The organism is Myxococcus sp. CA051A, from assembly GCF_013336705.1.
Classification (GTDB): Bacteria; Myxococcota; Myxococcia; order Myxococcales; family Myxococcaceae; genus Myxococcus; species Myxococcus llanfairpwllgwyngyllgogerychwyrndrobwllllantysiliogogogochensis.
Genome location: NZ_JABUMS010000001.1, coordinates 956,832 through 981,900 on the forward strand (window position 1 = coordinate 956,832; position 25,069 = coordinate 981,900).

A 25,069-nucleotide genomic window follows, 5' to 3' on the forward strand; every position below is an offset into this window, starting at 1 on the left:
CCCATGAAAACGACGAGGGCCCGGCCACGTAGAAGTCACGTGGTCAGGCCCGTCGTTGACGTCAGTGCTCCCGCGTCATGCGCGGGGGACCGCCGCGCTCACTTCTCCTTGGAGGCAATCTTCCGCAGCGCCTTCTGGTCCCTCACGCAGAGGATGCGGCCGACATTGCCGAGCACGCCCTCGCGCTTCATCTCGTTGATGAGCGTGGACACGAACGAGCGCGACGCGCCCACCAGGTCCGCCAGGTCCTGCTGCGTGATTCCGCGCAGGTCCGTCTCACCGCCATGGGGGCAGCGCTCACCGTGCGCCTCCACCAGCGTCAGCAGGGTGTCCGCCAGCCGCGCGGGAACTTCCTTGAAGGTCAGCCCCAGCACGCGCTTGCGCAGGGCACGCACGCGCTCGGCGTAGGCGCGCACCACGTCCACCGCCAGCGCCGGCCGGGCCTCGAGCTGCGCGCGGAAGTCGCGGCCCTCGATGCTCCACACCTCGGCCTCGCCCGCGGCGATGGCCATCTCTTCAATCGGCGTCCCCTCGGGGCGGAACAGCTCGCCGAACAAGTCGCCGGGGCGGAGGATGGACACCACCGAGCGGGTGCCATTCTTCCCGATGCGCATCAGCCGGACGCGGCCGGACTTGAGCAGATAGACGCGGTCCGTGTTGTCGCCAGGACGGTAGATGGTCGAGTTGTGCGGGAAGGACTCGACCTTGAAGTAGCCCTTGAAGTCGATGGCCTCCTGCCCCGGAACGAGCTTGTTCGCGGTGACCATCATCCCGGAGCTGGTTGCCTGGAGCGGCGCCACGACGTTGGAACCGATAGGGCCGAGGGGGCGATTGAAACCGTGCATGGCATTCACTCCGTGGAAAGCAATCGGGGGTAGGACCGGCCGCCTGCTTCAGCGGCAACGGGGCTTACCTTTTCCAAGGAACGTGCCACTGGGGAATGAAGTGCTCCGGAAGGAACACATCCAGGAATGCCGGGTACTTAGCGCTAGAGGTCCGTAGCACCCACCTGTCTGTGTCCGAAACCTGAAACAGAACGTTCAAACAGTCTGATCATGTTGAACGAAACGTTCAAAGGGTGGGGCCCTTTGTCGTGGCCCGGACAGTGTTCAGGGGTCGTCTTTCACGGTGAACCCGTGCCCTAGAGGGTTCTGTCCCTGTGAAAGATTGTACTTCTGCAGTTTGCGCTCGAGGGTGGGGCGACTGATTTTAAGAATCTGGCAGGTGCGACCCTTGTGCCCCTTTGTGACGGCCATGGCACGGGCGATGAGCATCCGTTCAGCTTCCTCGAGCGTGGGGATGAGGCTGGCGTCATCCACCGCGGGGGCGGTGAACATGAGGGTATTGCTGGCGACGCGGCCCGACTCCGGGGAGGGCGGGATGTCCAGCGTGGGCAGGTCATCCCCGCGCAACACATCGCCCGGCGCGAGCACCACGGCGCGGGTGAGCACGTTCTCCAACTCGCGCACGTTGCCCCGCCAGGGAAGGCGCGTCAGGCGCTCCATGACTTCGGTGGGCACGCGGGTGACGCGCTTGTGCACCTTCTCGTTGATGCGCTCGAGCAGGTGCTTGACGAGCAACTGGATGTCCTCGCGCCGCTCGCGCAGCGGGGGAATCAGGAGGGTAATCACCTTGAGGCGCTGGTAGAGGTCCTCGCGGAAGCGGAGGTTCTCCACCTCCTCGGCGAGGTTGCGGTGGGTGGCGGCGATGACGCGGGCGCGCAGCTTGATGCGCTTGACGCCGCCCACGCGCTCGAACTCGCGCTCCTGGAGCACGCGCAAGAGCTTGGCCTGGAGCATCATCGACATGTCGCCAATCTCGTCGAGGAAGACGGTGCCTTCCTCGGCCAGCTCGAACTTGCCGGGCTTGCCCGCCGTCGCGCCGGTGAAGGCGCCCTTCTCGTGGCCGAACAGCTCGCTCTCCAGCAGCGTGTCGACGATGGCCGAGCAGTTGATGCCGATGAAGGGCCGGGGCTCGTCGTACGAATAGTTGTGGATGACGCGGGCGATGAGCTCCTTGCCGGTGCCGCTCTCTCCCGTAATCAGCACGGTGGCGTGGCTGCCCGTCACCTTGCCAATCTCCTTCACCAGCTGCTGCATGGAGGGGCTGGTGCCGACGATGTCGCCCAGGCGCACCGCGGCGTTCTCCCGGTTCACCTCGTCCGCGCGGCGTGACAGCTGGCGGTACTCCAGCGCGCGCTCGACGACGAGGTCCAACGCGGCCGGGTCCGGGAAGGGCTTGTGGATGTAGTCGAAGGCCCCCGCCTTCATCGCCCGGATGGTGGTCTCCATGTCGTGGTAGGCGGTGACGAGGATGATGCGCGCGTCGCCGCACAGCCCCTTCATCTCCTCGATGATCTCCAGACCGGTGCGGTCCGGCAGCATCATGTCGAGGATGACCACGCTGGGCATGGAGTCCTGCGCCGCGCGCAGCCCCGCCGCGGCGCTGGTGGCGGTGGCCACCTGGTAGCGTGGCTGGCCGTCGTGTTCGATCTCCTCGAAGTGCATCTTCAACGTCTCGAGGAGCGACACGTCGTCATCGACGATGAGAAGGGTCTCCATCATGGCTTCCTTCTCAGGTGGCGAATGTGAGCGTGAAGACCATGCCGGGCTCGGCGCTGCCTTCGGCGGCGACGTCCCCTCCTTGTCCCATCATCACCCGGCGCAGCGCGGCGAGTGACAGTCCCGCGCCGCGCGCCAGCCGCGAGCCGAAGGGCTCGAAGAGGGTGCCGTTCTCTTCCGGAGGAAGGGCGGCGGCGGGGTCCTTGAGTACCATCAGCACGCGGCCCGGCGGGCCCCGGCGAAGGGCCACCTCCACCGGACTGTCCTCGGGTCGACCCATGGCCACGTTGAGCAGCACCTGGGCCAGCACGGGCCGCAGGCGGTTGGGGTCCACGCGCACGCGAGGCAGCTCCGCCTCCTCGTCCACGCGCACCTCGATGCGGCGCTCGGCCAGTTCGGGCGCCACCATGCCCGTGGCCTCTTGAATCACCGAGCGCAGCACGTGCGCGTCCAGGTTGGGCGTGGTGTCGCGGCCATACTCGGACAGGAGCCAGAGCATGCGCTCCATGGTGCGAATCTCGCGGTTGGCGATGGTCAGCCGCCGCCTGTCCCGGTCCGACAGGCCCGTGTTCCGGGCCAGCGTCTGCACCGCCATCTTCACGGAGGACAGGGGGTTGCGAATCTCGTGGCTGAGGGAGCTCGACAGTCGGGAGATCTGCACCGGCGGGGCGCCTTCCAACAGGACGTTGAGGTCCTGGGCGCACGCTCCGGCCTCGCCCTCGTCCAGGCCGAGCGTCAGCCGCAGGGGCGTGGCGTCCTCGTTCCCCAGCGCCGAGGAGATGAACTCCACGGCGCGGCGGTCTTCGCGGGCCCGTGCGTCCAGCTCGCGGGCGCGCTCGGCGGAGACACCGAGGACCTGGTGGAGAGGACGGTCGAGCAGCTCCTCGACGGGGCGGCGGAGCACGGCGGCGCAGTCACCCTGCGCGCGGGTCACCCGCAGGCCTGGAGACCAGGCGAGCAATGCGGCTTGCAGGAGGTGGGCGTTCATTGGTGGGTCCCGAACATAACGAGTAAGGTTCCGCGCTGTCCCCTTATGTCCCTCATCGCGCGTTTCCCGAAGAACCTTGTGTCGGCCCTCCTCTTCCTTTCAGGAGGTACGGCGCTGGTCTACGAGTTGGTCTGGTCCAAGTATCTCGGGAACGTCCTGGGCAACAGTGGGCAGGCGCACGCGGTGGTGCTCGCCACCTTCATGGGCGGCCTGGCGCTCGGTGCATCTGTCTTCGGGAGGACAGCGGACCGGGTGAAGAGCCCGCTGGCCTTGTACGGAGTGCTCGAGTTGGGCGTGGCGCTGTACGCGCTGGCCTTCCCGTACGTGCTGGATGCCCTGGGTGCCCTGTGGCTGGCCGTCGCGCCCGGCGTGCCGGATGGGTGGCGGGTGGGTCCCCGGCTGCTGGTGGCGGCGGTGTCGCTGGTGGTGCCCACGCTGCTGATGGGCGGCACGTTGCCGGCGCTGGTGCGGCACTTCGCGGACAGCCTCTCCGGGGTGCAGCGGGAGCTGGCGCGGCTGTACGCCGTCAACAGCCTGGGCGCGGCGCTGGGCGTCTTCATCGCGGGAACGAAGCTGGTGCCGGTGCTGGGCCTGTCCGCTTCCGCGAAGCTGGCCGCGGGGCTCAACCTGCTCCTGGCCGTCGCGGCGCTGCTGCTCGCGCGCAGGCATCCTCCCGCCCTGGCGCCGGGACAGGCCGCGCCGGTGTCCGAGAGTACGGCGAACCTGGCCTATCCCCGCGTGGCGGTGCGAGCGGCGCTGGTGGGCGTGGCGCTGTCGGGCTTCACGTCCATGCTGTACCAGGTGACGTGGATCCGGCTCTTGTCCATCGTCCTGGGCGCGTCCACGTACGCCTTCACGCTCATCCTCACCGCGTTCATCCTGGGCATCGGCCTGGGCAGCTTCTGGCTGATGACGCGCGCTCAGAAGTCGGACCCGCTGAAGCTGTACGGGCAGATGCAGGTGGCGCTGGTGGCCAGCCTCTGCGTGGCCCTGCCGCTGTACGTGCGGCTGCCGCACCTGTTCCGCTCGGCGCAGTGGATGATGACGCGCTCGGTGGACACCTGGCCATTGTTCCAGTTGTTGACGTTTGGCTTCTGCTGCCTCGTCCTGCTGGTGCCCACTTTCTTCATGGGCGCGGCCTTCCCGGCGGCGGCGCGCGTGGCCACGGCGAAGGTGTCCGAGGTCGGCCGTGAGCTGGGCGGCGTGTACCTGTGGAACACGGTGGGCACGATTACGGGCTCCGCGCTGGGCGGCCTGGTGCTGATGCCGTGGTGGGGCATGGAGGGCAACTTCGTGGCGGGCGTGGTGGCGAACCTCGCCGCCGCCGCGCTGGCCTTCCACGCGCTGCCGGGCCGTCCCTCAAGCCCCGTGCGCGCGCTGTGGCCGGTGGGCGCCGTGGCCCTGCTGGCGGCGGTGGTGCTGGGCGGCATGAGCGGCTGGTCCGTCCGGCTGTCGGGCATCGCCTCCATCCGCTCCCACCAGAAGCCCCCCGAGAGCTACGCGAAGCTGGTGGAGGAGACGGAGAAGAACATCCACCCCATCTTCTACCGCGACGACACCTTCGCCACGGTGATGGTGGCCGACTACCCGCAGGACCACCTGCGTTTCATGAAGCTCAACGGCAAGATTGACGCCTCCAACGGCAGCGACGTGGAGACGCAGGTGATTGCCGGACACCTGGGCGCGCTGCTGCACCCACGCGAGCCCAAGAACGTGCTCCTCGTGGGCGCGGGGGCGGCGATTACCGCGGGCAGCGTGTTGGCGCATCCGGTGGAGCGGCTGGACATGGTGGAGATCGCCCCGGCGGTCATCGACGCCGCGCGCCTGTTCAAGGAGGACAACCGCAACGCGGTGGATGACCCCCGCACGCGTGTCCACATCGACGACGCGAAGACGTTCATGGCGCTGGCCGAGCGCAAGTACGACCTGGTGGTGAGCGTGCCCTCCAACCCGTGGGTGGCGGGCGTGTCTGGCCTCTTCACGCGGGACTTCTTCCAGACGGTGGATCGCCACCTCGCGGATGACGGCGTGCTGGTGCAGTGGATCCACACCTACGAGAGCAACGACGAACTCATCCGGCTGGTGGTCCGCACGCTGCGCGACACCTTCCCGCATGCCACGACGTGGCTGGGGCCGCATGACCTGGTGCTCGTGGCCAGCCGCAAGCCGCTGGCTTTCGACGCGGAGCGCCTGGCCCAGCGGATGGCGGTGCCGGAGGTTCGCGCGGACATGGGGCGCGTGGGGCTGACGGACGTCTTCGCGCTCCTGTCCAAGCAGGTGCACAGCGAGGACGGGCAGCTGGCCTTCGCGGGCCCGGGCCCCATCAACACGGATGACCACAACCTGCTGGAGTACGCCTCGCCCATCGCCTTCTTCGTCGCGAACATCGACGTGCGCGTGAAGGACGAGCGCCGCTCTCCCGAAGGCGGCTCGCGGCTGTTCCTGGAGGACTACCTGCGCCAGCACCCGCCCACGGCCGAGGAGGCCGCGCGGCTGTACCGCAACATGGAGCGCTACCACGCGGCGAATGATCCACTGGTGCGCGGCGTGGCCACGCTGTGGCGCTCGGTGGCCCCCGACAGCCGCGAGGCGACGGTGGCGCTGGGCAAGGCCGCCCTGGCCCAGAAGGATTTGACGCTGGCCGCTTCCCTCCTGGAGCCGGAGGTGGCGAAGGGCGGGCGCGAGCCGGAGCTGGTCGCCGCCTACCTGAAGCTCGTCGCCGAGCGGGCCTGGGCGACCCGGACGGTGTGGACCCCCGTGGACGCGGCCCCCGCGCTGGCGCTGGGCCGGCAGGTGGCCTCCGAGTTCCCCGCTGACGCGGAGCTCGCACGCGCCGTGCGAAACCTGTGCGATGCTCTCCCCGCCTCGGCGTGCGCCCCCTCGAAGACGCCCGTCGCAGCCCCGGTTGGCCCCTGAGCGGCCTTCCAGTCTCTGAGAAAAAGAGCTATCCGCCGGGAATTACAGGGGATTGGCCCCATCCTCCCGATGACGGATGGAGGTGCAGGTGGGATCTCCCGTACTGTGCTTTTCAACCCCGAGTAACAGGGTGTCTTTCCCGTTCTGAACCCCAGGAGACTTCCCATGAAGGCGATCTCGAAGAAGAACCAGCTCCGCAAGGCTCGTGGTCAGGGCATGACCGAGTACATCATCATCGTTGCCCTCATCGCGATCGCCGCCATCGGCGTTGTGACGCTGTTCGGCGACAACATTCGCAAGCTGTTCGGCGCCTCCGCGGCGGCCCTGGCGGGTAACTCCAACGTCGCCAACGACGGCCAGAGCTCCAACGTCGCCCTGAACAAGAAGACCATGAAGAGCTTCGGCGAGAACAACGCCTACTAAGCTTTCATGTCTTGGATGCGTCGCCTCACGGCGGTGCCTCTACTCACGTGGCGGGTGTCCTCTTCATCGAGGGCCCCGCCATGTTTCTTTGTGCGCTCGTGCTCGGCGGCAGGGCAGGTGGCCGGGGCGCGGCGCGAAGTCCAGGATGCCCCCGTGACCGAGCCCACCTCCGCGGACCTCTTGCTGCTGCGTCGCCGGGTGGTGCTGTACCGGGTGCTGTCGCTGGTGCTGACGGTGTCCTTGCTGGGCGTGTTGTTCGCCGTGAAGCGGGCGATGACGGTGCCCGAGGACCCGGAGGTCGAGGTCTTCGACGTGCCCGCCGTCTTCGAGTCGCTGGCGAAGAAGAACCCCGACGCGGCGGACATCTCCGACACCTTCTTCTTCTCGGACAGCGCCACGGTGCATCTGCACGTCATGGGGCGCGGGCAGGCGTGTCCGCTGCACATCCACCGCCGGACGCATGAGGCCACCGTCATCGTCGCGGGGCAGGCGGAGGTGCATCAAATCTGGGGGCGGGAGGGGGTGCTGGCGGAGCGGCGGGGGACGCATCATCCCGGTGCGTTGATTGCCTCCGAGCCCTTCACCGGCCACGCGTGGTTCAACCGCGCGGAGGACCAGATGCTGGGCAACCTCGTGTTCGCCACGCCGCGCTTCGACGGAAACCTGTACGTCGAGCCGACGGATGCGCGACTGGCGCAGGGGCCCGAACCCTTCACCTACGCGCCGACCCGCGCGCTCGTCATGCTGGCGGAACAGGCAGGGGGCGTGACGGTGGAGACGTTGCCGGCGCTGGAGGGGAAGATGTCCAGCGTGGTGCTCGCCAAGGGGGAGCATGCCCTGACGGCCACGCGCGCAGAGCCCGCCATCGTCTACGTGGCGGAGGGTGCGGGCTCCCTGAATGCGGCGGACGAGCGGCCGGTGAAGCCGGGCCAGCTCTGGGTGCTACGCCGTGATGCGACGGTGCGCGTGGCGGAGGGGGCCTCGCTGATGATGTATGTCTTTCGTCCTCCCGTGGACGCTCCGCCAGACGTGGCGCGAGGACCCTGAGCCGCCGTCGGGCGGAGCCCGTGCCGGGTTGCCCGCTGTCTTCCCTCCAGAGGGGTTGACCCTTACGCGACGTGAGGCCTTAGACATCTCATCCGAGGTGAAGAGATGGCTCTGACGGTCAGCCAGGTGGCCCGATTGGCGAAGGTCAGCGTTCGGGCGCTGCATCACTACGACGAGCTTGGCCTGCTGTGTCCTTCGGGGCGCAGCGAGGCGGGGTATCGGCTGTACACGCAGGCGGACCTGGAGCGGTTGCAGCAGGTGCTCTTCTTCCGGGAGCTCGCCTTCCCGCTGGAGGAGATCCGCCGCATCCTGGGTGACCCTCGCTTCGACCTTCGCGCGGCCTTGCTCATGCAACGGCAGTTGCTGACCGAGCGGGCCTCGCGGCTGGACGCACTCCGCCACGCCGTGGACGCGGCGTTGGACGCACTGGACCAGGGGAAGACGATGGACAGCGAGAAGATGTTCGAGGCGTTTGGGGACTTCGACCCCTCGAAGTACGAGGCCGAGGTGAAGGAGCGCTGGGGCGACACGGAGGCCTACAAGGAATCGGCTCGGCGGACCTCGCGCTACAAGAAAGAGGACTGGAGCGCCATCAAGGCGGAAGGGGACCAGCTCATGAAGGCGCTCGCGGAGCACCTCGCTGCAGGACGCGCGCCGACGGAGCCCGAGGTGCTGGCGCTCGCGGAGGCGCATCGTCAGTACATCTCGAAGTGGTTCTACCCGTGCTCATACGTCATCCACCGAGGGCTCGGGGAGATGTACGTGAGTGACTCCCGCTTCACGGAGAACATCGACAGCGTGAAGCCCGGGCTCTCGCGGTACCTGCGAGACGCCTTCGTGGCCAACGCGGAACGCAACGGCGTGGAGTCGTGACGTCCGTCACGCCGGGGCGACTGGACGTCGTCCCGCCCTGAGCCACACGAAGCCGAGCCCCGCCCAGCCGAGCAGGGACAGCAGGAGTCCCGCGCGGAAGCTGAGCGGGGTGTAGTCGAAGCGGACGTGGTGCTCACCGCGTGAAAGGCGCACGGCTCGCAGCGAGTGGTCCGCGCGGTGGATGGGGGCGTCCTTGCCGTCCACTGTCGCGCGCCATCCCGGGTAGTAGCTGTCCGAGACGATGAGGTAGCTGTCGTCGCAAGCCCTCACGTCCAGTGCCAGGTGCTGGGCTCCGCTGCTGGAGGGCCGCACGGAGCCTTCGCAATCGGGACGTTCGAGTGGCTCGCCCGAGGCGAGGAAGGCAATCTCCCGGAAGGGCTGGTCGGCATCCAGCACCGCCTCCAGGGCTTCGTCATCCGTGACGACGCGGGCGCGCTGGACGAGGAAGGCTCGGGGCAGGGCGGTGCGCGAGCGGGAGAGCGTGGTGCCGTCCTCGGCGCGGTGGAGCAACTCCAGGTCGTCGAACGGGGGCGGGCCCTGGCGGAGATAGTGCGTGACGCCGGCCAGGTCATAGACGCTGCGCTCTCCGGCGAGGTGGAAGCGGTCCGAGCGCACGGGCTCGGGGGCGCCGTAGCCTTCGAGCGCGGGCAGTCGCTCCTCGACGAACCTGTTCGGCATGAGGCGGTCGAGGCTGCGCTCGATGGTGTTCGTCACCACGGCGCGAGTGGGGTCCTCGGGGCCTTCGATGTCCGCGCTGATGCGTCCCTGAAACGGCTGGGGCAACAGCGTGCGTAGGGAGAAGGGCTGTCGCAGCGAGTCCCAGGGCGTGTACTTGGGAATCCCCAGCAGCGAGTGTGCCGCCGCGAGTTCGAGGACGGCGAGAGCCGCGAGTCCATGGCGAACGCGGCGCGGGCGCGCGAAGGACCACGGCAGGAGGAAGAGGATGAGGGTGGCGAGCCCGAGCGCGAAGGGCACCCAGGGTGCACCGGCCTCGGCGGAGGCGCGCATGGGGAGCATGCGCACCACGGGGCCGATGGCTGCGATGGCTGCGCCCATGGCGACGAAGGCGATGGCGGCCTTCAGTCGGGAGGGAGGCAGCTTTCGTGCGAGCCGGCCCAGCGCATCCAGCCCGAAGGCCGAGAGCACCGCGAGGCAGAAGGCCGCGCCCACGAAGTACTTCGCGGGGTAGCGGAAGAGCGAGAACGGCGGCACGGACTGGAGGACCCAGGCCGAGGGAGGAAAGTGCCGCCCCAGACTCAGCATCACCAGCGTGAGGGCCCCTACGATGAAGGGCCGTGCGCGACGCGGGCCATGGAGTCCGCCGACGATGGCGAGCGCACAGGGCAGGGTGCCGAGAAACAGGTTGAGGATGAACCACTGGTCCTCGCCCCAGTACCTGTCACGAGGCCAGTCCGCGAGCGGCCACACAGAAGACAGCACTTGCGGCCAGGATACGGACCAGGCGAGCTGCTCGGCCCAGCCGCGCTGGGAGCGCAGGGAGTTCCGAGCGAACTCCGCCGCAGGGAACAGCGCCACCGACGCGAGCACGGCGGACAGGATGAAGCCCCCGGTGATACGCGCCACCGCGAGTCCCCGGGCCTGGAGGCGGGTCCGTGCGTCGCGCGTGCTCGAAGGCGCTTCCGACGAAGGAACGCCGTGGAGCTGAGAACGGGGGACCGCTTCGCGACCCATCGATGGATTCCGCGCGGCCGTACCGTGCTCGGCGATGTGCTCATGCGCGAGGAGGTGAGGTTGTTCGAGTCCCGCGTCCGAGGGCCTCGCGGCTCTGGCGGCAATCAACTGTTCCGCACGGAGTGGTCGATGGCCCTCCTCCGTCAGTTCCGAGGTGGCGCCGAACGGAGGCTGGCTCGACCGCGCGACTTCGGAGTGATGCGACGCTGCCGCGGTCAGTACCGCGTGGGGCTGAAGTGCTCGGCTCGCTGCTTCAGAATCGGAGCGGACCTGGGTCCCTTGCTCGCTCGCGGTCGATGTGTCGGCGTGTGGCCCCGCCAACGTCGCGACCGAAACAGGGGGAGGCGTGCCAATGGGTAGCGGCTGAGCGGCTGCATGCGCCTCGGGCGTGGGCAACCCACGTGTCGCCGAGGGCCCTTCATGCGCCCGACGCCTCGACGAATCCGTGAGGAATGCCACCAGCACCGCGACGATTCCCTGCCACAGCGTGGTCTCGGGCGAGCCCGCGAAGAGAGACAGGGCAGAGAAGATGGAGAGGCGAGCGAGCGGACCGGGTCCGGGCCGGTGCGCGAGGTCATGCGCCGCGAGGAGGATGAACCCGCTCCATGCTGCCGCGTCCACGACGTTCTGCTGGATGCCCAGGTCCGTCATCATCGGTGACAGGCCGAACATCGCCCCCGCGACGAGTGACGCGGGCCACGAGGCTCGCAGCTTCCTGGCGAGCAGGAACACTCCCACCGAGGCGAGCGCCGCGTGCGCGATGTGCAACACCGTCATCGAGACGATGGGGCCGGAGACGAGCACCGCCACCCATCGCGGTGGATAGAACACCTGCGAGTAGAGCGTGGCCGCGAACGGTTGTCCCAGTCGCAGGTACGGTGTCCACAGCGGCAGTTCGCCCGCGCGCAGGGACTCCAACAGGAAGGCGGAGTCGGGGAAGAAGACGCGGAACACGTCTCGACCGGCGAGCAGCTCTCCGCGCAGCACCGGGCTGTAGGCGAAGGCGAGCATCGCCACGAGCCCCACGATGGCGAGCCCCGCCTTCCGCGCTTCCGTCCGCCGCGCGGTCATGGATGGCCCGTCGCGGTGGTGCGCTCACGAATCCACAGCACGTAGTTGCCGTCACGAGCCTCCTCGCGCCAGCCGCCGAGCACCTTCAGGTTGTCGAGCAGGATGTTGCCGGGGTTCTCGATGTCCCAGAGCAGGTAGTCCGGGTCATAGCGCGTCAGGGCTTCTTCCCAGCCGGGCTCGCCCCAGACGAGCTTGTCGTAGTCCTCGTGGACCGACATGGGGAACGGGTCGTTCCGGCTGTCGATGAACACCTTGTAGTCGGCGCCCGCGAAGAACGAGATGGGGCCGCCGATGACGAAGGGGTTGAGCACCTTGCCCGGAGGGTGTTTGCGCAGCGCCTCGAAGACCGGGATGGGGATGACGGAGCGCTTCACGCCCTGCTCGAACGGCAGTGGGCTCTGCGCATGAATCAGGACGAGTCCCAGCAGCGCCAGCGTGGGCCAGAGCCCGCCGCTGGCCTTGTCGTTCCAACCCGCCGTCAGTCCATCGAACCGTGACCAGAAGCGCTTCCACGCTCCAACCGGCGCGTCCGTTGCCACGGCGGTGTCCCGGCTCAACGCGACATGCTCCAGGAGGGCGAGCGCCAGCAGCACGGCGGCGAAGGGGGCATGGCGCTGCACCTTGATGGCGGCGAGGCCGAGCACGAAGGTGGGGAGGAGGATGGCCACTTTGCGCACGCGGGCCTGTCCCACGGCGAAGCAGGCCGCGCCGCCGAGCGCGAGGTAGGCCCAGCTCGAGGCGAGGTCCAGGTTGAGCGGGCGCCACTCGACGATGGTCTGCGTGGACGGCAGCAGCGAGTGATGGAGCGGGTACAGGTAGATGTTGAGCCCGTCCGGCCCCAGTCCCGCCATGAGGAACGCGGCGACGCTGAAGCCGATGGCGCGCAGCGAGCGCCGGCGCGACTCCGGGGTGCCCTCGTCCAGGGCCTGTCCGACAGCGGTGGCGCCGAGCAGCGCCGGGCCGAGCAGCCAGCTCCCGTGGACGTTGGCCCAGACGGCGCCGAGGAAGGGGAACACCCAGAGGATGCGGTCATTGCCCGCGCGCCAGGACTGGATGGCGAGCACCGCGAGGGTGAAGAGCAGGTGGCCCAGATGGTAGGGGCGCTCTTGAGGCCACGTGGGCGCGTAGACGACGAGGAGGGCCGCGAGCGTCGCCACGGCGAGCAACCCACGTCGCCCCGAGGCCGCGCGCTCCAGGACGGTCCACAGGAGCATGAGGTTGAGGGCGACGAGGCCGGCGACGAGGAGAGCGGGCCCAGCGGCGCCGAGCCAGCGGACGAGGGCGACGCAGAGGACGCCGAAGCCCCACTCATGAGGGACCCAGCCGGCGGTGCCGGTGACGCTGAAGGGGTCGATGCGAGTGAAGCCGTTCTTCAAGACGAACTGTCCACCGGCGAGGTGGAAGAACAGGTCGAAGTTCTTGAGCGGCGACATCCCGAGCCGCACGGTGAGCACCAGTGCCGCCAGGGCCGCTGGACCGGGGAGGAGGAGGGACCGCGTTCTCATGTGGGTCGCAGGCTACTTCGCTCCCGGGGCCCTGCGAAGGCATGCCTGCAGGGAAGGACAGGGGGCGAGTAGGGTCCTGGGCATGGCAGGGTACTGCCTGTGCCTCGGGAGCCGTCGGGATGCGGCAGGAGGAAGCCCCCGGGGCTCTTTCAAGGATCGGTCCGAGATGGAGATCACATGCGTCGTGCCTATCGGTTGTCGTGGAGTGCGGTGATGGTTCTCTTGCTGACCTGGGGGTTGGCAGGCTGCAAGCGTGAGGCGAATGCGAGCGACCCCGCCGCGAAGATGCTCGAGGTCATCGGCACTCGTTGCGCGGCTCCGAGCGATTGTGGCCCAGGCCTGGTGTGCGCCGGCGGGACGAACTTCGCTCACACGGATGGGGGCTCGACCTGTGAGCTTGCCTGCAACCCGAGAGGAAATGACTCGTGTCCTGAAGGATGGAGCTGCGTCATCTCCAGCGATGGCCCTGGCTCCACTCTTCCAGGACATTGCCGCGATATTCGTCCGTGAAGTTGCACATGGGAGGGACTCGATTCGCGAGGTCTGGGGTGGGTTCAGTCCACGCGTCCAGTGAGTCGTTGTTCCAGGAGGGTGTCGCCAGCCAGTTGTGCGTACCGGTGAAGGCGCTGCATGATTGCAATGTTGGTTCGTTCATCACGAATCAACCAATCAACAGCGTCCGTCAGCGACTCATGTGCGAGGTCATTCTCGACGGCCAGTGCCAGCAGTGCATAAGCCAAGGTTCGTGCGGCGTCGGGGTCACCCTGGCCAAGGGCGATTCGGATCTCACGGGCGAGCGACTGCACTCCTTGGCGAGGCTCGACCATCGCTTGATGAATCAGTTCACGAACGTCCAGGGTCATGGGTCGCTCAATCCTATGGGAGGGCTCCAGGCTACTTTGCCCCTGGGACGCCTGCGAAGAAGGATGGTTGCTGGGGCGCAGGAGGAGACTGAGGCATCGCCGGTCCCGAGGCCTGGTGGGGCAGCGGGGTCAGTGCTCGCAGGTGCTCTGTTCATGGTTCCAGGCGCCACCCGAGTCGAGGCACGTGTCGATGCGCCACCACCGCCCGCAATATGGCACTCCGAGCGACACAGTCAGCCCCAGGAGCACAGCCATGGTGGCATATCGCCAACGGGTCGCGAGCCAATCACCGAGGGTTCGTGGGGTCATGATCGTCAGGTGCTTCGAGATAGGGAAAGGGCATTGGAGCGAGGACTGGGGCTTGTCGCAAGCCTTTGGCTCTAGTTTGCGGACACTCCCCTAGCGCATGTTCAACGCGGCGTTCAGGGCCGCCGCCGCCGCGCAGGCCCAGCGCCGGCCGATGGCGACATAGCCTGGCGCGTGGATGAAGGGCGGAAGATCCTCCTGGGACCTGCGGTCGACGTCCATGTTCAGGGGCCAGGCGTCCTGCGAGGCTCTCGCCAGTCGCACCGCCCGCCACGACGCGCCCGCGGCCTCCAGGACACTCAGATAATCGTCCCGCACCAGCCAGCGTGCGGCATTCTCCAGGATGACGGGCCGCATCGCCCTCGTCGCCGGTTGGACGGGGTGCCACTGCTTGGCCCGCCGGCGATATTCCTTCAACTCCTCCTGGCGCAGCGCGATGAGCCTCTCCCGAAAGGAGTCCTCCGTGTCCTCCAGGAGCTCCAACGTGGTGCGCCCTTGCTTCGCGTAGAACATGTCCGTCGCGTCATCCGCTCGGGCCCTGGCTTCCACGAACGCGACATAGTCCCGGGTGGCCACAAGCAGCTCCCGCTCCGCCTCTTCCAGAGGGGTGATCGTCGCCGGCCGCGACTCCTCAGGCACCTCGACGAAGCACTCCTCATAGGGTCCGCTCAGTCCTCGCGGGTCGAGGCTCGAATGCTTGTAGCGGTACCAGGCGACGCGATCCGGGAAGACGAGGGCGAACTCCGGCAACCGGGGCTGCCGTGGTGGCGGCGTGTGGAGCGCCCAGTCACCGGGATCGACGGTGCACAGCGTCCGGATCGCTTGCAGGCCCCGCACCCGCTGGAGATCCAGCCATGCATAGAACGAGGGCTCGAAATCCCCATCGCAGGCGAAGCCGCGAAAGACGTCCCCCTCCCTCTTCGTCACGCCCACCCACGGGTCGTCGAGCACCGCCGCTCGCAGGTCGCGCCCTCCGAGCCGCGCGTTGCCGACGATGACGGCCTGCCATGCATAGAGATGGACCGAAACGAGCATCCCCCTACCTTCCCGAGCCCGCACGCCGGTGACAAGCCCCCACGCGTCGTACGGTTCCGGTAGTCGCGGAGGTCACTGTCGCGTGAGAAGGTTCAGGTGGCGCCCCGCCCCCACGGCCCAGCGCGCCGCGCGGCGGCAGGTCCACCTTCACCAGGTCCATGGATACAGGACCGCCGCCGCGGTTCATGCGGATTCCCTTCCTCCGTTGCTCATTTGTGCCGCGCGTTGCTCGAGTTGAGTCAACACCAGATGTGCTGACGCCACGTTGGTCGCGCACGGCGTATTGTGCACTTCGCAGGCGCGGACCAGGGCGTTGATGTCCGGTTCGTGCGACTGCGGTGTCATCGGGTCGCGCAGGAAGATCAAGCAGTCGATCTCACCCTCCACCAACAGCGAGCCGATCTGCAAGTCGCCGCCAAAGGGGCCGGAGTGCTTGCGGTCCACTTCCAGCCCCAGTTCGTTGGTCAGGCGGCCGCCGGTGGTGCCGGTGGCGGTCAGCGTGCAGGTTGAGAGGAAGGCTTTGTATTCAGCGGCCAGGGCGAGCATGTCGTCTTTTTTCGTGTCGTGAGCAATCAATGCAATGCGGAGTTTCATTCGGGATTCCCTAGGTTTCTAGACGGCCGATAGAGTCAGGCCCGCACGAGGGCGATGTTGAATATCCCCGCGATACCCAGAACCTACCCACCGTCCATCTCGGCTCAACCCCTAACATCGTCCTCCGCGAATCCGCGAGTTATCACCCGCTCCTCTCGCACAAAAAAGACATCGACACTGTCCCTCCGGACAATGGGCCTCATGGTCACGAAGACAGCGGATATGCGGGATAGACGCCCTGTTGAAGGGGGAAGGTGGAGCGGGGTTGAGGAAGTCCCCTGAGTGATGCTCCCGGCCGGCGTGAGCGGGCTGACCTGCGGGGCCGCATGTCCCCCCAGTGAGCCCCGCAAACGGGGACGAGAGCGGGGCAAGACGGGACGGGCGGCACAACGAACCGACGTGAGCCCAAGGCGATGGTGGATAACGCGCGCATGCCCGGATCGAGCATCCTCGGCCCATCGCTGAAATGCCTGAGGGGTCGAAGGGTACGCGCTTCGATGCACTCACCTCGCGAAGCAACGGGCACGGCCGTATGTGAAAGGCCCGTCGAGTTGGCCTCCGCGGAGGCGGTGACGGTGGCTCGCATCAAGCAGGACGAGGAAGCCTCGCGTGTCGTCACATTGACTCGGCGATTCTGTGAAGTCGCGCGCTCGCGAGGCGCTTCACAGGGCGCAAGACCCACGAGGTCTTGCAGGCCCTGTGAAGGTTTCACCATTACGCTCCAGGCCCGCTACCGTCTTCGGGGTACCTCGGTCAGTTGAGCCACTTGCTCGAGGGAGCGAGCTTCACGATCGCGGCCTCGATCTCGCCATCCAGGTCGCTGCGCAGTTGTTCGCGATCAGCATCCACCGTGGCGGTCGTGGTCGTCTCGGTGACAGTGGTGCGGTTGCGGTTACCCACCCGTCGCGTGCTCACGCTCTTCGTGGTGTTGCTCACCTGGTCGCGGCGGCCTTCGCTGGTGAACGAGATCGGGAAGCCTCCGATGGGCTTTCCGTCGGCGAGGTCGAAGGCGACGACGTCGCCCTCGAAGGAGCGCCCCTTCACCTCGCGGGTGCGCAGCACGAAGACGTAGGCGAGGTTGGCGCAGGCATCGAGGTACTCGATGGCGACGTTGGCGTGCACGTTGGCGGCGGTCTGCATGCCGTAGGTGCCCTTGGCGAGGAGCTGGCCGCAGGCCTGAACCAGCCCCGCCTGTCTCACGCGCATCTTGTAGTGCGGAGGCTCGTCCTTGAAAACCGAGAGGTCGTCGAGGTCCTCGGCGTAGACCACGGTGCCGGTGCGCAGCGGCGTGGTCGTGAGGAAGGCCATGACGAGGGGCGCCGCGCCGAGCGTGAGCGAGCCCGCCTTCACCGGCGGCAGCGCCCGCGCCTGGTCCGCGATGGATGTCACCTTGGCGAGCTTTGGGGCCACGGCCATGCGGCGCTGCTCGATGGCCTTTTTGGCCTCACTGCCGCAACCCGCGGCCAGGACCGCCGCCAACAAGAGTGCTCTCTTCGTCATGCTCAATCTCCTGTCTGCTGCACCGCGGGACCGGCGGGATGTCGGATGAGCAAGATGACCTCGCTGGTGCGCGACCTTGAAGATCCGCGTTCCACGACGCATGGCTCATGCGACAACTATAGGCAGCCCCGCCGCCGCTCGGATAGGGCTCCAGGAACACAAACCAGCCCGTTGTCTTCTTGTCTCGTGCAGCGTCCTGGACTCCTTCCCGCCGCCGACCTCGCCCCGCTACGAGAAGCCGTTCCGCCACCCCCTGGCGAAGCAGGGACCGTCCGCCGCGTCCGCTCCACTCCAGCACTCTCCTGTTCCTCGAATGAAATTCGCTTCGAGGCAGCTTTCGGAGACGTGAGCCCAGGCTCGGCGTTCAGATGGAGGCCGACGGAGCATATCGAATGGACGCACGGTCTAAATCATGGCGACGTCATGGTTCGACGTTGCTTGCTTGGAGTGGGCTGTCTCGCGGTGCGGTGGAGGTCATGGGTTAGTCTGGCCACTCGCGAGAAGCCCCAGGGAATGGAGCGAAAGTGTTGTTCCGAAGAGACTTCATTCACGGCGCGTGGGCGGTGATGCTCATCTCGGGCTTCTCCCTGGCTGCGGAGCCTTCGGGAAAGAGTTGCGTGCCCGTCCACGTGGCGGGTCGTGTCCTGACCGAAGTCTGCTCGGAACCATGGGGAGGCGCGGTCGGGATTCCCCCCACGGGAACGGCGGTGCTGGCGGGGCGGTCAGGGAGTGTCTGGCTCGAGTTTCTCTCGGTCGGGCAACTCGCTCTGATGTTCTGGGGTCGTGCTGAGTCCAGCGCTTCGTGCGAATCGCGGTCCGAGGTGCTTGCTCATCTGCGCCGTGAGACGGGTGTTGTCCTGAAGGGCCCCCGCATCGAGCATTGGGGTAACTGGCCCAACTTCTCCTGGCGGGAGTGCCATGACGGTGCTGTGGCTGGAGACAGATTGAGCGTTTGCTGCGAGCGGAGGGCCGGCGCCGGCAATCGTGCCGTCGTCACGCTCCAGGTCGAACTGCGGACTCGCCACCATGCGCGATGGCTGGAGACTCAGCCTTACTCCGTGGAGGCGGAGGTCATTCCTTGAAGGTCATGAGCAGGGGGATGACGGTGGTTGCGGGCATGAGGATTCTTCGGTTCAACCTGTCAGGCCGATGACCTGCTGCTGCTTCTCGTCGCTCAAGACGTTGCCCATTCCCCGGGCGGACTCCACGTCCTACCCGGGCGTCAACGTCTCGGCCCTCCCCATTGGCCGCTTTTCAGGGGACCTTCATTGGCCGGTTTTCGGTGACCACTGCGGCTTTTCCCCCCGGAGCAAGACGCCGTGGACGCTTCCTCAGGTTCGACGTCGCCTTCAGCACCTGCTGCTGCGCCGCATCGGCCATTGCCCGCTGTGCCTCCGCAGACTCGGAGCTCGCGCTCCTCCTCTCGGGCCGTCCCGCATCTGATCAAGTAGTAATAGGACACGACCCTAAACTGCAGGGTACGGACTGTCTCCCTCTCCTTGGCAGAGAGGGTTGCTTTCGCTGGGAGGTATAGATGAAGATTTTGCTTGTGAGTTTTCTAGGAAAGATCCGGTCCTGGCTTAGTGGCTACACTTATCGACTCATGCTTTCTGTTCATGAGCGAAAAGAGTGGGAGGGATTCACGATCTACGGAGGGGATGAGAGCGACTTCGCCTTGGTGCTTGATGGAATTCGTGTCCTTCGAGAGGCTGACCTATCTCGATTCAGGAGAGCACAAAGAGCAGCGCTGTCTGTTTTGTGGGCCCCCAAAGGGACGGTGTTTATCCCAGCGGAGCGGATGCTCTATCTGAATCGGCGCGACCACTGCCATCCTGTCGCGGTAGCCGTCGCTCTCGTTGATGTAGCAACGCAAGCAGTTTTACTCAGGCGTTTCCCAAATGATGAAAAGCTCAGTTCGGCCCATCGTGCTGTTTGTTCTCGCGAAGTGGAGAGTTACTTGCGCAGGCTGGGAGAGCTGCGGGGGCTCACCCAACCTGAGATGGACTCGTTTATCGAGAAGGTACGGCTAGTGAACGAGGGGACGACGGATCGGGGTGTTGGGCACATCGACAAGGATCATGTGCTTGACCGGTTGATCGACAAGAAATGGTAGCATCAACTGGACATGATAGCCGAAGTATGCATGCTGTAGTTCGATAAGTGGTGCAGGCGATGGCAAGTCTTCGTTGCCGACCCCGGATTCCGGGACTTACCCCGCGCCCGCCTTCCGGGACCCGTGCTATGACAGTTGCCGGACATGGAAGGTCGCCTGCTGTTGAAAAACTGCGCTGTGTTCCGGGCGGATGGCCGGGTCAGGCGCGGTATGGCCGTGGTCGTCGAGGGTGGTGTCATCCGCCGCGTCGCTCCGGACGCGCAGGTGCCTGTCCTTCCAGGTGACTGGGAAGTGGCCTGTCGAGGCCGCCTCGTCGCCCCCGGGCTCGTGGACAGCCACTCGCACCTCGTCAACGGCCAGCTCCTGCCGCCCAATGGCCAGTTCCTCCTCCTGCCGCCTCGCGAGCGACTGGAGCGCATGCGCCGCGTGGCCCGCCTCGTCTCCTCCGAGGACATCGAGGCCCTCACGCGCTTCGCCGCCGCCCGCGCGCTTCGAGATGGTGTCACCCTCGTCGTGGAGCACCTCGCCTGCGCCGACGTGGCCGGAGGGCTCACCGCCCAGGCCCGCGCGGCCGAGAGCGTCGGCCTCCGACTGGTGACGAGCCACGCCACCCACAGCATGGATGGCGCCGCTCAGGCTGACGCATGGCTCGACGCCAATGCGGACTTCGCCCGCCGCTACGCGAAGCACCCCCTGGTGCGCGGCGCGCTGGGCTTCCACGCCTCGTATACCTGCGAGGACTCGCTCCTCTCGCGCATCTCCCGCCTCAGCGCGGAGCTCGAAGTCCCCACCGTCTTCCACCTCGCGGAGAACGAGGACGACCTCAGCACCACCTACGCTCGTCACGGTCAGCGGGTGGTGCCCCGGCTCGACGCGCTGGGCCTGCTGGGTCCTCGCGCCATCGCCGGCTATGCGCGCGCGCTGGACAGCTCCGAGGCCGCGCGCCTGGAGCAGACTGAAACCTTCGTCTCGCTCGCGGCCCGTGGCGTGCGGACCCTGGAGCGCGGCACGGACCCGATGGAGGCCATCCTCCTGCGGCTGCACCTGCTTGGACTGGGCACGGGCGGCCACGGCACCCTTCAGGACGAACTGCTCGCGGCCCTCGTGGGCGTGCTGCGCATCTCCCGCGCCGGGCACCTGCCGGACGTGGACAGCACCCTCGCGCACCTGCTCGTCAGCGGCCCCGCGGAGCTGTGTACCCGCCTGTTCGGCCTGCCCTCGGGCACCGTGGAGGAGGGCAGCCTCGCGGACCTCGTCGTCTACGACTCCGTGCCCGCGGCCGACCCCGAGACGGGCTACTCGCCGTATCTCATCGGCCAGCTCGCCCGCTCGCCCGCGGCCTGGACCATCGTCGATGGACGCGTCCGCGTGCGCGAAGGCCAGCTGTTGGGCTCCGACTACGTGGACCTCTCCCGCGCCGCCACCGAGGCGCTCGAGCGCGTCTGGTCTCGCGCCCGACTGGGAAGCTGATACAGGGAGGGCCCATGCCCACCCTCGTGGACACGCTTCGGACCGCGCACGCCCGGCGCGGCCCCCTGTTGACCGACGCTCGCACCACCGCCTTTCGCGTCCTCCACGGCGAGGCCGATGGCGTCCCCGACGTGACGGCGGACCGCTTCGGTGGCCTGTATGTCCTCAGCCTCTACCGCGACTTCTCTCCCACGGAGGAAGAAGCGCTGCTCGACGCCGCGATGACGGCGTGGGCGCCGACGAGCCTGTATCTCAAGCGCCGTCCCCGCGAGGCGCGGGTCCTCGCCAACGTGGCGAAGGAGACGCTGGCCCCGGAGACCTCCGCCCGGGGCGAGCCGGTGGAGTCCCTCACGGCCCTGGAGAACGGCCTGTCCTTCCTCATCCGCCCCGGACAGGGCCTCTCGGTGGGGCTGTATCTGGACATGCGCGACACTCGCGCGTGGCTCTTGAAAGAGGCTCGCGGCCTCACCGTGCTCAACCTCTTCGCCTACACCTGTGCATTCGGAGTGGTGGCGAAAGCGGGCGGCGCGAAGCGGGCGCTCAACCTGGACGCGAGTCGCCGCGTACTGGAGTGGGGTGAGGAGAACGCCCAGCTCAATGGCCAGCCCGTGGACCGCTATGACTACGTGGCCGGTGATGTCTTCGACTGGCTCAAGCGTCTGGCGAAGAAGGGCGAGACGTTCGACCTCGTCATCGCGGACCCTCCGTCGTTCTCCAACACGAAGGAGGCCCGCTTCTCCGCCGCCCGTGACTATGCCCGGCTGGCCGAGGCCACCGCGCGCGTCGTCGCCCCCGGGGGACGGCTGGTCGCCTGCTGCAACCACGCGGGCCTGCCCGCCCGGCGCTTCGAGGCCATGGTGTCCGAGGGCCTCTCCCTCGCGGGGCGGCAGGGCAGGGCGGTGGATTCCTCGGGTCCTTCTTCCCTCGACTTTCCGAGCCCTCCTGGCCAGGAGCCGGCCTTGAAGGTCCACGTCGTCCAACTTCGTTAGCACCAGGGCCCCTGGCGCGGGTAAGGTCAGGACGCCATGTCTCCCGCCGCACCGCAGCAGCGCGAAACCGGTCGCTTCGGCAAGTACCGGCTCATCGACCGCATCGCCGTCGGAGGGATGGCGGAGATCTTCCTCGCGCACCAGGAAGGCGAGGACGGCCGCGAGTCGCCCGTCGTCATCAAGCGCATCCGCCCGCACCTCTCCAAGCACGCGGCCTTCGTGAAGATGTTCCTCAACGAAGCCCGGCTCGCCTCCCAGCTCAACCACCCCAACGTGGTGCAGATTCACGACCTGGGGAAGATCGCGGAGAGCTACTTCATCGCGATGGAGTACGTGGCCGGCCGGGACATGCGCCGCGTCGTCCCCAAGGCGGAGGCGCTCGGGATTCCCTTCCCGCTGGTGTACGCGGTGAAGATTGCTTCGTGTGTCTGCGCGGGCCTGCACCACGCGCACACGAAGGCGGACCTGTACGACAGCCCGCTCAACATCGTCCACCGGGATGTGTCGCCGGAGAACATCGTCGTCGCCTTCGACGGCTCGGTGAAGATTCTCGACTTCGGCATCGCCAAGGCCGCCAACCAGGTGGGCCAGACGCGCACGGGCGAAATCAAGGGCAAGCTCAGCTACATGAGCCCGGAGCAGTGTCTGGGCAAGGCGCTGGACTGCCGCAGCGACGTGTTCTCGCTCGGCGTGGTGCTCTACGAGTGGCTCACGGGCTTCAAGCTCTTCACGGGCGAGTCCGAGGTCGCCGTGATGCGCAGCATCACCGAGGGGAAGATCTACGCGCCCTCGTACTTCCGCGAGGACCTGCCCGAGCGCGTGGAAGTCATCCTGATGAAGGCGCTGGAGCGAGACCGCGACAGGCGCTACCAGACGGCGGCGGAGATGCAGAAGGACCTGGACGCGTTCTTGGACGCGTACGACTTCACGCCCACGCCGCTGCACCTGGCCAACTTCATCAAGCAGCTCTTCGAGGAGGAGCTCCAGGAGGAGCAGCGCCGGCTGCGCAGCCGCAACGCCACCGCGCCCACCGCCGAGGAGGCGCTGGAGCTGTCGGAGGTCGTGGCATCCCTGGACCCCGGGATTCCTCCGGCCCCGGTGTCCGAGCCACCTCCCGCCGTCACCGCGCCGCTCACCATCCCCCCGGGCATTGCCGCCCTGGCGCCGGGGGGGCCCGACGAGCGCACCGAGCCGCGCATGCTGGTCGTGCCCCTCTCCATGGAGGTGCTGGAGGCGGTGGAGGCGGTGGCCCGGCGCAACGGTGTCCCCGCGGGGCGCATGGTGGCGGAGCTCCTCGAGTCCTGGCTCAAGTACCGCTGACATGCCTCGGCTGAAGCTGACGCTCGAATACGAGGGCACTCGCTACGTGGGCTGGCAGGTGCAGCCCAATGGGCGCTCGCTCCAGGCGGTGATGGAGGAGGCGCTGTCGCGGCTCTTGAGCGAGCCCGTGTCCGTACGGTCCGCCGGGCGCACGGACTCTGGCGTCCACGCCACGGGGCAGGTGATCTGCTTCGACACGGAGCGGGTGCTTCCCATGAAGGCGTACGTCATGGGGCTCAACGGCCTGCTGCCGCACGACGTGGCGGTGGTGGACGCGGTGGAGGCACCCGAGGGGTTCGACCCGCGCCGCTGGTCCCGAGGCAAACGCTACCGTTACCGTCTGAACAATCGCCGCACGCGCTCCCCGCTGCACCGCACGACGCACTGGGAGGTCTTCGCGCCGCTGGATGTCGAGGCGATGCGCAGGGCGTCAGCGCACCTGCTCGGCCGGCATGACTTCTCCGCGTTCCGGGCCGCGGACTGTCAGGCGAAGCACGCGGTTCGCGAGGTGCGGAAAATCACGGTGGAGGGGGAGGCCGGGGGCGCCATCTCCATCGTGGTGGAGGGCACGGCCTTCCTGAAGCACATGGTGCGCAACCTCGTGGGGACGCTGGTGGACGTGGGCAAGGGGAAGCGGCCCGAGGCGTGGGTGGCGGAGGTGCTGGCCTCGCGCAACCGGAAGCTCGCGGGACAGACGGCGCCGCCCCAGGGGCTGGTGCTGGAGCAGGTCTTCTACGCGGATGGCCCGCCTCCTCGGACTCCGGGGGGGGAAGCGGACGTTGACGAGGACGAGGGCTGAACTGGGGTAGGCTGCCTGCCCGTGAGCCCCAAGCCGAGTGTCCTCGAGCCGCTGCGTGTTCGAATCCGCCGTTTCCAGTTCATCGTTGGACTGGGTTTCATCTCGCTTGTCCTGGGCTCGGCCCTCAGCGTGTCGTTGACGCTGCGGCTGAATCTGCGCGTGCAGGCGCTGCCCTTCCACTCGTTGAAGGTGCTGGTGGCGGTGCTGCTGGAGAACGTGTGGTTGGTCGGCGTGCTGCCGGTGCTCTGCTACGGCGCGGGCCGGGTGATGGAGCTGAAGCCCTGGCAGACGGCGGCTGGCGCGGCCGTGTCCGGCGCGGTCTTCGTGCTCGCGCTGGGCTACGTCCAGGGCGGCGTGGACTCATTGTGGCTGGGTGGGCTGGGCTCGGTGCTGAACGTCGCGGTGTTCGGGGCGGGCATCGTCGTCAGTGCGCGCGCGCTGAAGGCCGGAAGGGCCGCCGCCGCGCAACAATCCGAGAAGACCCAATCCAAGGCCGAGGAGCGCAAGTCCGAGTACGACGAGTTCCTCCGCGCGGCGGAGCAGGGCGGCGCGAGGCTGGAGCAGCGCGAGGCCGAGTCAGCCGCCGGGGCTCGAGTCGATACATCCGCCGAGGCGCCTGGAGCATCCGCGAGCGTCGCGGGACATGTCGAGACGTCGAGTCCCGGTCCGGGCGAATCCGCTGCGAGCGCCGAGGGACGCGTGGACACGTCGATTCAAAGCCCGGTGTCGTCCGCATCAGGGGCCGAAGCACGGGTGGACACATCGGTCGATGGTTCGTCATCGAGCGCCGAGGGACGTGTGGACACGTCCGTGTCCGCGGTGGAGTCCCTCGGAGCCGCGACCGCGAGCGCGGTGCAAGCGGTTCCCTCGGAGGTGGAGCGCCCGGACCCGGTGATTCGCCTGCCCGAGCAGTCGCTCTCCGAGGCGCCGCCCGCGACTTCGGATACCTCCAAGACGCCAGCGGTCTGAAGGCCCGTAGCGCCCGCGTCACGGGAGCCCGTGAA

General features: G+C 67.6%; 19 protein-coding genes. 10 read left to right on the forward strand and 9 right to left on the reverse strand.

Annotation, left to right across the window (positions count from 1 at the left end):
- Positions 1 to 98: 98 nt before the first annotated feature.
- The 3 genes from mrpC to HUA74_RS03885 all read right to left on the reverse strand — a co-directional run bounded on the left by mrpC (position 99) and on the right by HUA74_RS03885 (position 3,549).
- A complete protein-coding gene (gene mrpC, locus HUA74_RS03875; RefSeq protein ID WP_015351149.1) occupies positions 99 to 845 on the reverse strand; it encodes a Crp/Fnr family transcriptional regulator MrpC in 747 nt (248 codons plus the stop codon).
- Between the two features lie 264 nt (positions 846 to 1,109).
- Entirely contained in the window at positions 1,110 to 2,561 is a 1,452-nt protein-coding gene (locus HUA74_RS03880) for a sigma-54 dependent transcriptional regulator (protein ID WP_174453680.1), read from the reverse strand.
- Between the two features lie 13 nt (positions 2,562 to 2,574).
- A complete protein-coding gene (locus HUA74_RS03885) occupies positions 2,575 to 3,549 on the reverse strand; it encodes a sensor histidine kinase KdpD (protein WP_141643902.1) in 975 nt (324 codons plus the stop codon).
- A 45-nt stretch (positions 3,550 to 3,594) separates the two neighbouring features.
- Here HUA74_RS03885 and HUA74_RS03890 point away from each other — a divergent pair, with 45 nt between their 5' ends.
- The 4 genes from HUA74_RS03890 to HUA74_RS03905 all read left to right on the forward strand — a co-directional run bounded on the left by HUA74_RS03890 (position 3,595) and on the right by HUA74_RS03905 (position 8,808).
- The gene (locus HUA74_RS03890; protein ID WP_174453449.1) at positions 3,595 to 6,465 is read left to right on the forward strand and encodes a fused MFS/spermidine synthase; all 2,871 of its coding nucleotides are present in this window, start codon (positions 3,595 to 3,597) and stop codon (positions 6,463 to 6,465) included.
- A 165-nt stretch (positions 6,466 to 6,630) separates the two neighbouring features.
- Positions 6,631 to 6,888, forward strand: coding sequence for a hypothetical protein (locus tag HUA74_RS03895; protein WP_141643904.1), 258 nt, complete (start codon positions 6,631 to 6,633; stop codon positions 6,886 to 6,888).
- 153 nt (positions 6,889 to 7,041) lie between these two features.
- Complete coding sequence (locus HUA74_RS03900; protein WP_174453450.1) at positions 7,042 to 7,935, forward strand: hypothetical protein; 894 nt, start codon at positions 7,042 to 7,044, stop codon at positions 7,933 to 7,935.
- 105 nt (positions 7,936 to 8,040) lie between these two features.
- Complete coding sequence (locus tag HUA74_RS03905) at positions 8,041 to 8,808, forward strand: MerR family transcriptional regulator (RefSeq protein WP_174453451.1); 768 nt, start codon at positions 8,041 to 8,043, stop codon at positions 8,806 to 8,808.
- Between the two features lie 6 nt (positions 8,809 to 8,814).
- Here the strand turns inward: HUA74_RS03905 and HUA74_RS45390 are convergent, their stop codons facing one another.
- From HUA74_RS45390 to HUA74_RS03940, 6 genes are all read right to left on the reverse strand, one after another.
- Positions 8,815 to 11,571: a YfhO family protein gene (locus HUA74_RS45390; RefSeq protein WP_254624878.1), complete on the reverse strand. Its 2,757-nt coding sequence runs from the start codon at positions 11,569 to 11,571 to the stop codon at positions 8,815 to 8,817.
- The gene (locus tag HUA74_RS03920) at positions 11,568 to 13,076 is read right to left on the reverse strand and encodes a hypothetical protein (protein ID WP_141643567.1); all 1,509 of its coding nucleotides are present in this window, start codon (positions 13,074 to 13,076) and stop codon (positions 11,568 to 11,570) included. Before HUA74_RS03920 ends, HUA74_RS45390 begins: the two co-directional genes overlap by 4 nt.
- 554 nt (positions 13,077 to 13,630) lie before the next feature.
- Positions 13,631 to 13,939, reverse strand: a complete 309-nt coding sequence (locus HUA74_RS03925) for a hypothetical protein (RefSeq protein ID WP_141643566.1) — start codon at positions 13,937 to 13,939, stop codon at positions 13,631 to 13,633.
- A 399-nt stretch (positions 13,940 to 14,338) separates the two neighbouring features.
- Positions 14,339 to 15,280 (reverse strand): hypothetical protein, encoded by a 942-nt coding sequence (locus HUA74_RS03930; RefSeq protein WP_174453452.1) that lies wholly within the window; start codon positions 15,278 to 15,280, stop codon positions 14,339 to 14,341.
- A gap of 183 nt (positions 15,281 to 15,463) precedes the next feature.
- The gene (locus HUA74_RS03935; protein WP_174453453.1) at positions 15,464 to 15,874 is read right to left on the reverse strand and encodes a methylglyoxal synthase; all 411 of its coding nucleotides are present in this window, start codon (positions 15,872 to 15,874) and stop codon (positions 15,464 to 15,466) included.
- Between the two features lie 753 nt (positions 15,875 to 16,627).
- Positions 16,628 to 17,356 (reverse strand): hypothetical protein, encoded by a 729-nt coding sequence (locus HUA74_RS03940; RefSeq protein ID WP_174453454.1) that lies wholly within the window; start codon positions 17,354 to 17,356, stop codon positions 16,628 to 16,630.
- 1,552 nt (positions 17,357 to 18,908) lie between these two features.
- Here HUA74_RS03940 and HUA74_RS03945 point away from each other — a divergent pair.
- The 6 genes from HUA74_RS03945 to HUA74_RS03970 all read left to right on the forward strand — a co-directional run bounded on the left by HUA74_RS03945 (position 18,909) and on the right by HUA74_RS03970 (position 25,034).
- Positions 18,909 to 19,487, forward strand: coding sequence for a hypothetical protein (locus HUA74_RS03945; RefSeq protein WP_174453455.1), 579 nt, complete (start codon positions 18,909 to 18,911; stop codon positions 19,485 to 19,487).
- Positions 19,488 to 19,631: 144 nt separating this feature from the next.
- Complete coding sequence (locus tag HUA74_RS03950; protein WP_141643562.1) at positions 19,632 to 20,957, forward strand: amidohydrolase family protein; 1,326 nt, start codon at positions 19,632 to 19,634, stop codon at positions 20,955 to 20,957.
- Between the two features lie 14 nt (positions 20,958 to 20,971).
- Positions 20,972 to 21,946 carry a class I SAM-dependent rRNA methyltransferase gene (locus tag HUA74_RS03955; protein WP_174453456.1) on the forward strand — a complete coding sequence of 325 codons (975 nt, stop codon included), beginning with the start codon at positions 20,972 to 20,974 and terminating at the stop codon, positions 21,944 to 21,946.
- A 36-nt stretch (positions 21,947 to 21,982) separates the two neighbouring features.
- Positions 21,983 to 23,266 (forward strand): serine/threonine-protein kinase, encoded by a 1,284-nt coding sequence (locus tag HUA74_RS03960; protein ID WP_174453457.1) that lies wholly within the window; start codon positions 21,983 to 21,985, stop codon positions 23,264 to 23,266.
- Between the two features lies 1 nt (position 23,267).
- Positions 23,268 to 24,065 (forward strand): tRNA pseudouridine(38-40) synthase TruA, encoded by a 798-nt coding sequence (gene truA / locus HUA74_RS03965; protein ID WP_141643559.1) that lies wholly within the window; start codon positions 23,268 to 23,270, stop codon positions 24,063 to 24,065.
- A gap of 21 nt (positions 24,066 to 24,086) precedes the next feature.
- Complete coding sequence (locus HUA74_RS03970; protein ID WP_174453458.1) at positions 24,087 to 25,034, forward strand: hypothetical protein; 948 nt, start codon at positions 24,087 to 24,089, stop codon at positions 25,032 to 25,034.
- The last annotated feature ends 35 nt before the right edge of the window (positions 25,035 to 25,069 follow it).